Origin of the sequence: Allobaculum sp. (assembly GCF_047010065.1) — a bacterium.
GTDB lineage: Bacteria > Bacillota_I > Bacilli_A > Erysipelotrichales > Erysipelotrichaceae > Allobaculum > Allobaculum fili.
In genome coordinates this window covers 1-12700 of the sequence record NZ_JBKXLD010000007.1, presented here as the reverse complement: position 1 = coordinate 12700, position 12700 = coordinate 1, and the positions used below count along the sequence as shown (strand labels likewise).

Annotated in this window: 11 protein-coding genes; 9 read left to right on the top strand and 2 right to left on the bottom strand. The window is 50.4% G+C overall.

Going from position 1 to position 12700, the window contains the following annotated elements; translation table 11 throughout:
- Nucleotides 1-66 precede the first annotated feature (66 nt).
- The 8 genes from ACLUYS_RS01340 to ACLUYS_RS01305 all read left to right on the top strand — a co-directional run bounded on the left by ACLUYS_RS01340 (nt 67) and on the right by ACLUYS_RS01305 (nt 9462).
- Nucleotides 67-840 (top strand): HAD-IIB family hydrolase, encoded by a 774-nt coding sequence (locus ACLUYS_RS01340; protein ID WP_230267734.1) that lies wholly within the window; start codon nt 67-69, stop codon nt 838-840.
- Between the two features lie 77 nt (nt 841-917).
- A complete protein-coding gene (gene cdaA, locus ACLUYS_RS01335; RefSeq protein WP_288339240.1) occupies nt 918-1916 on the top strand; it encodes a diadenylate cyclase CdaA in 999 nt (332 codons plus the stop codon).
- Entirely contained in the window at nt 1909-2793 is an 885-nt protein-coding gene (locus ACLUYS_RS01330; RefSeq protein ID WP_230267736.1) for a YbbR-like domain-containing protein, read from the top strand. Before cdaA ends, ACLUYS_RS01330 begins: the two co-directional genes overlap by 8 nt.
- A 358-nt stretch (nt 2794-3151) precedes the next feature.
- Complete coding sequence (glmM, locus tag ACLUYS_RS01325) at nt 3152-4498, top strand: phosphoglucosamine mutase (RefSeq protein WP_230267737.1); 1347 nt, start codon at nt 3152-3154, stop codon at nt 4496-4498.
- 184 nt (nt 4499-4682) lie between these two features.
- The gene (locus ACLUYS_RS01320; protein ID WP_230267745.1) at nt 4683-5342 is read left to right on the top strand and encodes a response regulator transcription factor; all 660 of its coding nucleotides are present in this window, start codon (nt 4683-4685) and stop codon (nt 5340-5342) included.
- Between the two features lie 3 nt (nt 5343-5345).
- Complete coding sequence (locus ACLUYS_RS01315; RefSeq protein WP_412658732.1) at nt 5346-7640, top strand: histidine kinase dimerization/phospho-acceptor domain-containing protein; 2295 nt, start codon at nt 5346-5348, stop codon at nt 7638-7640.
- Nucleotides 7641-7969: 329 nt separating this feature from the next.
- On the top strand, nt 7970-8149 hold the full coding sequence (locus ACLUYS_RS01310) for a hypothetical protein (RefSeq protein WP_230267739.1): 180 nt from the start codon (nt 7970-7972) through the stop codon (nt 8147-8149).
- 326 nt (nt 8150-8475) lie between these two features.
- A complete protein-coding gene (locus ACLUYS_RS01305; protein ID WP_230267740.1) occupies nt 8476-9462 on the top strand; it encodes a Gfo/Idh/MocA family protein in 987 nt (328 codons plus the stop codon).
- A 224-nt stretch (nt 9463-9686) separates the two neighbouring features.
- Here the strand turns inward: ACLUYS_RS01305 and ACLUYS_RS01300 are convergent, their stop codons facing one another.
- Both ACLUYS_RS01300 and ACLUYS_RS01295 read right to left on the bottom strand, forming a co-directional pair.
- Nucleotides 9687-9917 (bottom strand): hypothetical protein, encoded by a 231-nt coding sequence (locus tag ACLUYS_RS01300; protein ID WP_412658731.1) that lies wholly within the window; start codon nt 9915-9917, stop codon nt 9687-9689.
- A 133-nt stretch (nt 9918-10050) separates the two neighbouring features.
- The gene (locus tag ACLUYS_RS01295; RefSeq protein ID WP_412658730.1) at nt 10051-11352 is read right to left on the bottom strand and encodes a CapA family protein; all 1302 of its coding nucleotides are present in this window, start codon (nt 11350-11352) and stop codon (nt 10051-10053) included.
- A gap of 411 nt (nt 11353-11763) precedes the next feature.
- Between ACLUYS_RS01295 and ACLUYS_RS01290 the strand changes: the two genes are divergently transcribed.
- Nucleotides 11764-12366, top strand: coding sequence for a cysteine hydrolase family protein (locus tag ACLUYS_RS01290; protein ID WP_412658729.1), 603 nt, complete (start codon nt 11764-11766; stop codon nt 12364-12366).
- Nucleotides 12367-12700: the final 334 nt, after the last annotated feature.

Here is a 12700-nt window from a genome sequence, read left to right as displayed (position 1 = left end):
TGATTGAATTGCTTGCTATAATGATAAAGAATGTGGTTTCACAGTAAATAAGAAAGAGGAAAACCTATGAAATTACTCGCAACTGACTACGACGGCACCCTGAAATTTGGCGGATCGGTGCTGCCGGCTGATTTCGATGCGATCCACCGCTGGCGCGACGCTGGCAATCTGTTTGTCATCGTGACTGGCCGCTCGATGGAATCCATTTCCGGCGAAACGGAAGAATTTAAGATTCCTGTTGATTATTATGTAACAAATAACGGAGGAATGGCTTTCGACAAAGACGGAAACGCACTGCTTTCCTCCACGCTCGACACCATTACCGCAATTGACCTGATGTTCGCTTCCCATGAGCATCCGGATGTGGTGAGCTACGTGGTCAACGACGGCGTCAAGCGCTACAAAGTCGACGTACATCCAAACCTGGAAGATCATCGCTATCCCAAGCTCAAGCAGGAACTGCCGGAGGAAAAAGTCATGGATATCGGCAACTTCGCGCAGATCGTCTTCTCCTGCGTAACGCCGGAAAGCGCCATGGATCTGGCCGACCAGATCAACCATTTCTTTGGGGAAATCGTTGTCGCCTATAACAATAATTTCGTCGTTGACGTCGTACCCAAAGGCACATCCAAAGCCACCGGCCTTGAATTCATCTGCGCGTATGTCGGCGCGGACGACGACGACATTTACGCGATTGGAGATTCCTACAACGACATCCCGATGCTTTCGGGCGTAGACCATTCCGCAGCCGTAGCCGCGGCTCCGGCAGAAGTGCAGGACAACGCCAGACAGATTGTGGCAACTGTGGGCGAATTTATTGATGACGCTTTGACAAAATAGAACAATAAGACTAACTTAAAAAACCTCTTCGTACGAAGAGGTTTTCCTGAATTAGGAAGAAAAAGGGGGGGATCTAGATGAACCTGGGAGATGTCGGACTGATTCTTCGCCTTCTTCTCGACATCTGCGTAATGTGGACACTCATTTACGCATGCATTCGTATCATTCGAAACAACAGCCGTACCGTACAGATTGTCAAAGGCATTCTGGCGCTGCTGCTGTTTCAGTTTCTCGTCACCGTTCTCCAGCTGAAAACCGTATCCACCCTGCTGGATATCGTTCTGCGCTGGGGCATGATCGTTGTTCTGATTGTTCTGCAGCCGGAAATTCGTTCCATGCTGGAAAAAGTCGGAACGACCAATACCGCGTATAAACCGAATCTTTCCGCCAGCCGCATGAACCATCTGGTGGATCAGCTCGTCACCGCTGTCGCGGACATGTCCAAAACGAAAACCGGCGCGCTTATTTCGCTCCAGATGGCGCAGTCCATGGAAGATTACGCCAAAACGGGCATCTCGCTCGATTCCGATGTGACCAGCGAACTGATCGAAACGATTTTCCAGTACGGTACGCCGATGCATGACGGCGCCATGATCATCGACGGCGATAAAGCCATCTGCGCTGCCGCCTATTTCCCCTCGACTGCGCAGGAACTCCCGTCCAAATACGGAGCCAGACACCGCGCTGCCGTCGGCATTTCGGAAGTGACCGATTCCATTACGCTGGTCGTTTCGGAAGAAACCGGAAACATTTCCGTAGCGCAGAAAGGTGTGCTGACGCAATACACGCCGGAAAGTCTGCGCCGCTATCTGACCAAGCGTCTGGTCAAGGAAGATACCCAGCGCTCTTCCATGTTCCAGCCGATGATCGAATCCGCTAAAAATTTCTCGAATTCTCTTGGCAAGTCTTTGCGGGACGAACGCTCGGATGAGCCGGTGAACAAGTACATCGTTCCCCGCGAGAAACGGGATAAAAAAGACGATCGTGTCAAACCGCTCGAAGTCGTCAGCACCCTGAGTGCCGCACCCGCAAGCGAGCCGAAAAACAGCAGTGAAGGAGGCAACGGCAATGGATGAGAAAAAGCCAGGGTCCGTTCAGCGCTTTCTGGAACGGCTGACCCGTATTTTATCGGCTGCGACGTCACGGATCTCCCGTCTTTTTGACCGGATCATTTACAGCGAAAAACGCAGTCTGGCCATTTCCGGCGTAATCGCCATTATCGTCTGCCTGGTCATCAACTATCAGGATCTGTCCTACCATCTGTTCCGATCGGATGCGCTCACGCTCAATCTGACCGCGGTTCCAGTCGAAGTTCTTGTGGATGAAAACAGCTATGAAGTTTCCGGCGTCCCGTCGACCGCGGATATTACCGTCGTCGGCGACAGCGCGGACATTCAGCTTGTCCGTACGCAAAACTCCGCTTCGATCACCGCGGATCTGCGCAACGCCGGCGAAGGATCCAATACCGTCGCCCTGACCGCTTCCGGTCTGCCGACCGGTCTGGACGTTACCGTCAATCCGGAAACCGTCAACGCGGTACTTTCCCGCAAATATACGAAAACGTATTTCATTTCCGCCGATCTGATCGTCGGAGCCGGCCAGTCGATCAACGCCTATCAGAAACCGAGCCTTTCGACGCGTTCGGTAACGATCAAGGCCACCCGCGACAAGCTCAACTCCATTCGCTTCGTTCGTGCGATTGTCGACACATCCGGCTATGAAGGCTCCTTCCAGGCCAAAGTCCCGCTCGTCGCCTACGACAGTTCCGGCAAGCAGGTCAACGTATCGATCACGCCATCGACCGTTACGGCCGATGTCCGCTTAGTCAGCGACGGCAGTCCCGACGGGGAAACCGCCGGACCGGATGCCGCTGATAAAAAGGCAAGCGACAGTTCCAGTACGGATTCGTCCAAGGCGGCAGACAATACAATGCCTTCTAATCCGCTGAAGTAGAAAAAATTCGCAAATACAGGAGGTCAAATCGTCCTGTACATGGAATAAACCGCAAACAGGATCTGCCTTGCACAGATCCTGTTTTTTTTTGTGATTTTAAATACGTTGATCGGTACAATAAAATAGATTTGGAACTGCCCGGATTTCACCGTACATGCACAAAAAACGAGGACAGTCCAAAAAGAGAACACCCGGGAGCGGCTGCTTTTCTTGCCTGCCGGGATCAGCCCAAAGCAGCCAGAACGCTTTGCTGCTCCTGAAAAACAAAGAACGAAACGAGCCGGCTTCCCCTTTGATTCAGGCGGCTCGCAAAAGCATATACAGAACAATCTATAGAAAAGAATGGAGACGATCTGCCATGGGAAAATACTTTGGAACCGACGGCGTGCGCGGGCGCGCCAATGAAGAGCTCACGCTCGATCAGTCGGTAAGAATCGGCCAGTGGCTTGGCTGGTATTATTCGCAAAATAAAAAGCACGCCAAAATTCTGATCGGACGCGATACGCGTCTTTCCGGATCGATGTTTGAACTCGGTCTGGCTGCCGGTGCTGTGAGTACGGGCGCGGATGTGTATCTGCTTGGCATATGCCCGACACCAGCCGTATCCTACCTGGTCCGTCACGAAGATTTCGATGCCGGCCTGATGGTTTCGGCTTCGCACAATCCGTATTACGACAATGGAATTAAAGTGTTCAATCACGAAGGCATCAAAATGGATGAGGACATCCTGCTGGCCATTGAAGACTATATGGACGGAAAAAGCGAAGTGCCGCTGGCGACCGGAGACGGCGTCGGCGAATACTTCAGCTGGCATCAGGGACTGGAACTTTACATGTCCAACCTGAAAAAGACCGTTCCAGTTGATCTGACCGGCCTGCACATCGCGGTGGATCTGGCCAACGGTTCCGCCTGCGCGACTGCAGTCGAAACGCTCGACGGCCTCGGCGCCCAGGTGGATGCGATTAACAACTCGCCAAACGGAGTCAACATCAACTACCGCTGCGGATCGACCCATCCGGAAGGTCTGCAGGAGTACGTGGTGGAAAACGAATGTGACCTCGGTCTGGCGTTTGACGGCGATGCCGATCGCCTGATCGCGGTGGACTCCGATGGAAATCTGATCAACGGGGATTACCTTCTTTATATTCTGGGTCATTCCATGCGCAAACGCGGCGAACTCAAAGACAATATGGTTGTAACGACCGTCATGGCCAACCTTGGCCTGTACAAAGCGTTCCAGCGGGATGCGTTTGATTTTGTACAGACTCCGGTCGGCGATAAATATGTCTATGAGGAGATGAGCCGCAACGACTACCGTCTTGGCGGCGAACAGTCCGGACACATTATTTTTTACGGCGATGAAGTGACCGGCGACGGCCTGCTGACCGCGCTGAAACTGCTCCAGACCATTCAGGAGGAAAAAGCCACCATTCAGGAACTTTCCAAAGGCCTTTCCATTTATCCGCAGCTGCTGGAAAACGTAACGGTCAAGGACAAGACGATCGTCCTGAACGACGTCGATATCCAGGAACGCATTCATCAGGCGGAAGAAGGTCTCGGCGACAACGGCCGCATTCTGGTTCGCCCAAGCGGCACCGAACCGCTTATTCGCGTCATGGTCGAAGCTCCGACGCAGGTAGAGTGCGAGACGTACGTCCATATGGTGACGGATCTGATCATCGAAAAAGGCTACGCCGTCCAGTAACCCGAAAATACAGACGCTTTAATTCTGGATTTATTTCGATTTGCGAATCTGAATAGAGATTTCAAATCCGTAAAACTCTTGTAAAAAAAGAAGACGCCCAAAGCGCCTTACGTTCTCATGTTGAATACGCATGCTGGAAAGGAGGGACGTTTTGCATGGAACAGCCATGCCAAACGGCAAAACCATGAAACGAGTAATCAATATTGTCGAAGACGAGAAGGATATTAATAATCTTGTCGCTCAGTACCTTATGAAAGAGGACTACGAAGTCCATTCCTACTACACCTACGAAGAAGCCAGCGCGCACGCCAAGGATGAAGACGTGCATCTGTGGATTCTCGACATCATGCTCGATGACAAATCCGGCTTCGATCTGCTTGAGGAAATCCGCCAGACCAATCCGGATACGCCGATTATTTTCATGTCCGCACGGGATAAGGAATTCGACCGCATTATCGGACTGGAAAAAGGATGCGACGACTACATCACCAAGCCGTTCTCTCCGAAGGAACTCGTTCTTCGCGTCAACAATCTGATCCGCCGCGCCTACAAGGATTCCAACAACCGCATTTTCATCGACGGCTACGAACTCGATGAAGAACAGCGCAAAGTGTATTCCGATCAGGAAGAAATCGAACTGACCACGAAGGAGTTCGACCTGCTCATGATGTTCATCAAGAACAAGGGCATCGCCTTCTCGCGCGAAAAAATCCTGGAAAACGTCTGGGATGAAAACTACTTCGGAAGCGATCGCGTTGTCGATGACACCCTGCGTCGTCTGCGCAAGAAACTGCCGAAGCTCAACATTCATACGATTTACGGGTACGGATACCGTTTAGGCTAGCCGATGAAAAAATTTTTTCAGGGAAAATTTCGCAAGCTGTCCCTCACCCAGCAGGTGATGGTTCTGATTTTGATGATGATCGTTTTCCTCGTGCTGTTTTTCTTGTTTTTCCTTTCCGACAGCGTGAGCAACGCGATCAACCGGCAGATGTATGATCTGCTTGAAGCCCGACAGGAACCGATCGTTCAGGCGGTTGTCAACGGCAAGAGCACCAGCAACGACCAGGAACTGTTCAACTTCCTGTCCGCCGATCCCAACATCCGCACGGCCATCGTTACGCCGAATAACTCGGTGATCATTTCCAAGGACGACGATCCGGCCAGTCAGGAATTTCTGAGCAGTCTTACGCCGAAAATACACGAACTGCTGCGCGCGCATGTGCCCGCCGCTGCGCTTGAGACGGAGTCCGACGGCAATTCGCCTTCTGTCCGGGCCAATGCGAGCGTGCTCGTCCGGCAGGGAATCGAAAAAAATCATGACCGGCTTTACTATTATCGGTTAGAGCGGGTCGATACGAACGGTTCGCCAACGATTGTCGTGTCGTTCATGAACGATACGTACGCGGGCGAAATGCGCTCCTCGCTGATGGATTCCACCATTTACATCACCGTTCTGGTGTTCTTCCTGATGCTTATGGTGCTTCTGTTCTGGGTGTTCTCGATTATTCATCCGCTCAACCAGATCAAGTCCTACATCACGCAGATCAAGGAAGGCAAGGATGTCGATCTGTATATCAACCGCGATGACGAGATCGGCGATGTAGCCAAGGAACTGCGTGCGCTGACCGAAGAGCTGGCCAAGCAGCAGAAGTCCAAGGAAGAAATGATTCACAACATTTCGCACGACTTAAAGACGCCGATCGCAACGATCAAGTCGTATTCCGAATCCATCAAGGACGGCATTTATCCCTACGGCGACCTGGAAGGCAGCGTTGACGTCATCCTCGATAACGCCAACCGCCTCGAGCAGAAAGTCCATTCGCTGCTGTACATGAACCGCGTCGAATATCTGGTTTCCTCGGATGCGGAAGGCGTATCCACCAACATGAAGGAAGTCATTGAAGAAGTCGTTCTTAACGCCAAGGTCATCCGTCCGGAAATCGAACTGATTACCGATCTTGAAGAAGTCTACTTCGACGGCCTTCTCGAAGCGTGGCGCGTAGCCATCGAAAACATTTTGCAGAACGCGTTCCGCTACTCGAAAAGCTATATCAAAATCGAACTCCATGAAAATGACCTGCGCATTTCCAACGACGGTCCAAAGATGGATGAATCGAGAATTCAGTCTCTGTTTTTGCCGTATATCAAAGGCGAGGGCGGACGCTTTGGCTTAGGTCTGTCCATCGTCGCCAAAGTCGTTCAGGCCAATAAGTACAAAGTCGAAGGCATGAATACAGAAGACGGCGTCTGCTTCCGGATTTACCGGGATGTGCCCAAACGCAGCAGCAGCCGCTTCAAAAACACCAGCAATCCAGTTTCCTATCTGAACGTGCAAAACTGGGGCAACTCCAGAAGACAGACTTCGCAGTTCAAAAAAGCGGCTCCGGATCAAAAACAGAAAAAGTCTTCGAGCGAAGGCAAGGACAAAAAGGAAAACGCCCAGACAGACGCGTCCAAAAACAAGGAATCGTCCGGCGCGTCCAGAAAAGGCCAGAGCGATTCGGCTTCCAGAAAAGCGAATGCGTCTTCCAGAGAGAAAAGCCGTTCCAGAAAGAACCGACAGAATCGAAACCATAAGTCTTCCGCTTCGCCAGAGGAAATGTCCGGCAAGGATCCGGCTGCCCAATCAAAATCCAGGACACAGGAGGACTCGATAAAATCGTCTTCTCGTTCCCGGAAAAATAAACCGGCTGCTTCCCAGAAGCATAAGCATCTGCTTGAGGAAGGACTGACGGTAAACGAAGCCGCCAGAAACGAATCGGCATTGGAAGCATCCAGCGCGCCTGAGATGACCGAATCCAAAGCCGAAAAAACGGATATTGCTGCCGCTTCCGCTGTCGAGTTGACGCCCAGAACGGATGTGAAAGTCCAGAGCCAGAGCGAAAACGGATCCACAATGACAGCCCCGGCAAAGCAAAACAACGTTTCTCCAGAAGCACCAGATTCGGAATCTTCGACTTTGGAGGCAACTGCAGAAACGGACGCTTCTGTTGCAGTGTCAGGCATCAAGCCAGGCACTCAGCCGGAAGGAGCTCCTGAAGCCGAGGACGCAAAAAGGACGGATTCTTCTTTGAAGACCGCCCAGCCGGATTCGGAAGATTCCGCAGTTGAACAGCCTCAGCTGAAATCTGGAAAATAGAGAAATCCGCATATTGCAGCTTTTTGCAGGAAAGAGCATTTGTTTCCTTATTAAAAATTACGGTCTGTGTAACCCGCCAGGTCGCGTACGACCGTACGGGCGCGTTTATACAGACCGCTTTTTTATACGTTTTAAGCCAGCCAGGAGAACCGCCCCTGCGAATGGACGGCAGCTTGTCAACCGACGTGCAGAGGAATATTTTGAATCCAGTAGACATCCGAGGAAAAAGAAACGTATGTAAAAATGAATTATTGTTTGCGGAAATGACACGAGATGTTAAAAACTGGATACAATCGAGCATAGATCCACGAAAAACGGGAGGAAGATTTATGGACACGATCAGCATGGAAGAAATCCTGGCGATTTATCAAAAGGTCGGTGCTTCCCCAAAGAAGACCGCTGTGATCCGCACGACGCTCAATAAAGGCACCCTGCGAAATCGTCTAGTGGTCAAAAGACCGAATGGCCGTTTTAACGGAGCGCGTCTGAAGAAAACCGAGAAATACTAGAGGTTTACTAACCTAGAGGTTTACTAACAAAGCGGGAGACGGACTGAAGAGTTCCTCCATCCGCCCCATGACCGAAAATAGTCGGTGTGATTAGGATCGTCTGGGACGGAATGCCTTTGAAAAATCCTTTTGTGGAAGAAACACGCATTACTAAAATATGCCGCCATTTCGTTGGCGGCTGTTTTTACGATTCGTATGTTTACCTGGTGCAGACTTTCAAAATCCGGGATGGAAAGAGCGCAACTTATGGCATGATGATCATAAGAAAACCGCTTTTCCCGGAGCTTCTTTTCCAACTCTGAAAGAAGCGGTATTTAGGAGGAACTATGAAAATTGCAACTATCGGCTCTGGTGCGATTGTGGATCAGGCTTACGCGTCCTTCGCCCAGATTCCTTCCATTGAACCAGCCGCTGTCTATTCGAGGACAATGGAAAAAGCCAGAGCGTACGCCGATCGCCATCATGTTACAAAGACGTATGACAATCTGGAGGAAATGCTGGCGGATGAAGAAATCGATACCGTCTATATTGCTTCGCCAAACTCTCTGCACGTACCGCAGGCAAAAAAAGCGCTGGAAGCGGGCAAGAACGTCATTCTCGAAAAGCCGTTTGCGGCCAGCGTCGCTCAGGCCCAGGAACTCTTCGATCTTGCTGAGAAAAACGGTGTAATGATTTTTGAAGCCATCACCAGCATTCACACCCCAAACTTCCATATTCTTCAGGACAATCTTTCCAGAGCGGGAAAAATCCGGGAATGCGTCTTCAACTTTTCGCAGTATTCCCGGAAGTACACACGGTACATGGAAGGCATTGTCGATAATGTGTTCAATCCAGAAATGGAAGGCGGTGCGCTGATGGATATCGCCATTTATAACATCCATCTTGCATTGGCTCTGTTTGGAAAGCCGAAGGAAGTCTTCTATTATCCGCTCAAGGGATGGAACGGCATCGATTCGAGCGGCGTTCTGATTCTGATTTATCCTGAATGGATCGTTACATCTATTGGATCCAAGGATTCTTCCAGCGACTATCTGGCCGTCATTCAGGGGGAAAAGGGAACCTTCCGTATTGGAAAAGGCAGTACCGGGAAAATGGAATATATCGACTTCGTCGCTCCGGCCAGAGAAAACGAAAAGAATGAAGCCGAACAGATTTCCATCGATCAGGGCCTGCACATGGTTTATGAATTTGCGGATTTTGAAAAAGCAATTTCCAGCCACGATGAAAAAGCCTATGAGAAATACAAAGAGGAAACGCTGGCTGCTCTGTCTGTTCTGGAAGAAGCCAGAGCGCAGATGAACGCCAGAAAGTGATCCGCAGGCGGGTCTCTTTTCACATTGAGATAAACAGAAAAGCTCCTGTCTCTTTCGCCGTAATTGAACGACGGAAAAGTACAGGAGCTTTCTCCTTTTTGAACACCTGCAGCGGGGTGCGAGGGAGGGGATCGGAAATACGAAAAAACGGAATTGCGAAGCTATTCGAATCCAGATCGGCATTGGCCAAAGGAAAGAATGCGCCAATCCCCTATGACGCCGAATTATCTGGCGGCCGATCGACGGCTGCGCACCTGTAAAACCAGAGCGACAACAGCCAGAATGGCGGCAGGCGTCAGAAATTCAATGGCGCGTGCGGTCACAAACGCCCAGTACGGGGCGGAAGAGACGACCGGCGCGGAAAGAAAATAGCGCACGTAGTCCCACAGGGAAGTCAGAGCGAAAAAGCCGGCCATCAGCCCCGCGCCAATCCACCAGTATTTTTGTTTTTTCATACCTTCTCCTTTCATATTTCAATACACCTGTATGTTTTGCTTCTGCAGGACGATTCAGAAAGGTTCAGCTCCAGAACGGCAACTGAAAAGAACAAAGTCTTTGATTGCCATCCCTGCAGAAGAAAACGCGTATTTACTCCAGAACGATTTCGATACCGTCCGGTTTTCTCATGACCGAATCGACAAAAGACTGTACCCAGCTTTTGGAAATGTCCATTCCTTCGGCAGTGATGTAATGATTAGCGGCCATATCGTCGTTATATTCGTGAATGGTCGTAGTCCGGTATTCGCGAAGATCCGGCGAGATCCAGGTGATCGTCGGGGTGAATCGGATATCGGAAAAGGATGCTTTATGCGTATCAAAATCGTAGCTCAGGGTGAAGTTCGCCATGCCGCCGACCATGGTTTCGTTGGTGTTCTGCGCGGAGACGAAATTGCCCAGCGAGTAGTACACGAGCGTCTCCTGTTCGGGACTTTTGATGATTTCAACCGGCTCGATGACATGCGGATGGGTACCGATGATTACTTCCACCCCTTTGGAGTTCAGATAGTTCGCGACTTCAATCTGTTCCGCATTTGGGGAGGTCTGATATTCGTCGCCCCAGTGCATCGCGACGATCTGCACATCGCTGACGGCGTTCAGGGCGTCGAGCTTCTGATCGATCAGTTCATAGTTGATGGGTCCGTTTCCGCTGCGGTAGACATCCACGAGCCAGGGCATATCTGCGGGAATGGCGCCTTCCAGACCGTAGGTGAATCCGCAAAGTCCAACGCGAATGCCGTTGATGTTTCGAACAACGGGCGCGGCTGCGTCTTCTTCACTGACAAAGGCACCGGTTTCGGAAAGATCCGGATAATGTTCGCGCATATATTCCTTTTCGTAGATCAGGCCCTGCGCTGTTGCATCCAGAGAGTGATTGCTGGAAATGGAGAACCAGTCAAAGCCGGAAGCCATCAGCGAATCGATCATTTCGGTCGGCCCATTGAAGGCGGGGTAGCCGGAAAGGCCAAACGCATCGCCGGCGCAGACCGTTTCAAAGTTGCAGTAGGCAAGGTCCGCACTTTGAAAATACGGAACGGTCATTTCATAAATCGGGGTGAAATCCCTGCTGTTGTGGTCCTGCTCATAGTAGACGAAAATCGTATCGTGGAGCAGATTGTCGCCAACGCCGGTAAACGTAAAAGACGAAGTGGAATCCCCGCTTTTTTGAGCGCCGGCGGTCGGCTGCCCGCTCTTTTCACTGGCTTGGTCTGCTGAATCTCCATCCATGCTGACCCAGCGGGAAGGAGAAAAGCGATTTCCAAAAAAGAGAACGCCGCAGACCAGGGCTCCAGCCGCAATTGCGGAAACCCAGATCCACCCGGTTTTCCGTCTGCGTGTCCTGGAAGAGCGAGGATGGTGTTCAGAAGATGGGTTCCTGGATGAAGATGCCATAGCCGTGTACCTTTCTTTTTCTTTCTTGAGAAGTCCGGTTTCCACGGACGAAAATGCCGTCGCAGGAGTTCTTTAAGAAACTCTGGAAGAGAATTATTTATCCCGACAGGCACAAATACTGTGTTCATTATTTCATCTGGCTAACTAAAGCTCAATGAAGCCGGTGTGATCGGGGTCGGTTCGACGCAAATGAAGAATATTAAAGAAGAATATTAAAGAAGAAGATAAAAGAAGGCAGAGGATCCAGGCCGCCGAACGCGTTGCTGGAAAATGCGGGATTCAATGGAAAAGCAAAGAAATACAAACCATTCGTTTTCAAAAGGCGAAAGGCTCTGTTGAAGACGAAAAGAAATTTTTGCATGCTTTTCCATACAGGGAAAGACAGATAAAAAATCGATAGAGGAAAAGACTATGAAGCCAATTGAACTGAAACCAGATCGGACAATCCTGCTGATTATTGATATGCAGAAAGGATTTGTGGATGCCGACTCTCCATTTTGCGTAGCGATGGCCAGATCAACGATTCCCGCGCTGGCGGCGACCGTAGAAGAAGCGAGAAATGCTGGCGTGACGATCGCCTGGGTATGCCGTCTGCATGCGAAAGACGGCAGTGATCTCGAAGCTTTCCGCAGACAGAAACTGGAAGATCTGGACCAGTGCGATCTGTTCCATCCATCGGGATCGGGTTTTGCGCTTGCTCAGGGACTGTACAGAGCGCCCGAAGATCTCTTTATCCCTAAGACGCGCTACAGTGCTTTTTTTCAGACTACGCTCAAAGAGGAACTGGAACAAAGAGGGATAGAGACTGTGCTGGTGAGCGGAACGCAGACGCCAAACTGCGTACGGGCCACGGCCTTTGACGCCTTTCAGTACGGCTATCGGACGATTCTGCTCGAAAACTGCACTTCGTCGGCAAATCCTCAGGTGCAGAAAGCCAATCTGGACGATCTGGAAAAGGCGGGGATTGAACGGATATCTGATTTTCAGGATTTGTGCTGGAGAGCGGATAAATAAACATAAAGAGAGAGGAAAGTATCGGATTCAGATTGCATAGGGAAACGGGTCAAAAGTGCTCGTGAAAAATATTAGAAAAATCGCATACAAATTGCTTGCATCGAATGTTAGCGCGTGGTATTCTAATTGAGCGCTGAGGGAAATCGCTTCTCTCAGTCATCAAATCGCCTTTAGATATCAAAGAAAACGGCTTAAGTGAAAATCTTAAAGAAATTCACAAACAGCTGTTGACAGAGATTTCTGATGATGATATGATAAGCAAGTCTTGTGAGAGATATTGAGTTTCTCACAAACAGATGGCTCTTTGAAAACTTTACAGACAGATCAAGAAATT

Bases quoted from the DNA above. Each gene is read 5' to 3' on its own strand.
- ACLUYS_RS01340 (WP_230267734.1), top strand. From the start codon at position 67: ATGAAATTACTCGCAACTGACTACGACGGCACCCTGAAATTTGGCGGA.
- cdaA (WP_288339240.1), top strand. From the start codon at position 918: ATGAACCTGGGAGATGTCGGACTGATTCTTCGCCTTCTTCTCGACATC.
- ACLUYS_RS01330 (WP_230267736.1), top strand. From the start codon at position 1,909: ATGGATGAGAAAAAGCCAGGGTCCGTTCAGCGCTTTCTGGAACGGCTG.
- glmM (WP_230267737.1), top strand. From the start codon at position 3,152: ATGGGAAAATACTTTGGAACCGACGGCGTGCGCGGGCGCGCCAATGAA.
- ACLUYS_RS01320 (WP_230267745.1), top strand. From the start codon at position 4,683: ATGAAACGAGTAATCAATATTGTCGAAGACGAGAAGGATATTAATAAT.
- ACLUYS_RS01315 (WP_412658732.1), top strand. From the start codon at position 5,346: ATGAAAAAATTTTTTCAGGGAAAATTTCGCAAGCTGTCCCTCACCCAG.
- ACLUYS_RS01310 (WP_230267739.1), top strand. From the start codon at position 7,970: ATGGACACGATCAGCATGGAAGAAATCCTGGCGATTTATCAAAAGGTC.
- ACLUYS_RS01305 (WP_230267740.1), top strand. From the start codon at position 8,476: ATGAAAATTGCAACTATCGGCTCTGGTGCGATTGTGGATCAGGCTTAC.
- ACLUYS_RS01300 (WP_412658731.1), bottom strand. From the start codon at position 9,917: ATGAAAAAACAAAAATACTGGTGGATTGGCGCGGGGCTGATGGCCGGC.
- ACLUYS_RS01295 (WP_412658730.1), bottom strand. From the start codon at position 11,352: ATGGCATCTTCATCCAGGAACCCATCTTCTGAACACCATCCTCGCTCT.
- ACLUYS_RS01290 (WP_412658729.1), top strand. From the start codon at position 11,764: ATGAAGCCAATTGAACTGAAACCAGATCGGACAATCCTGCTGATTATT.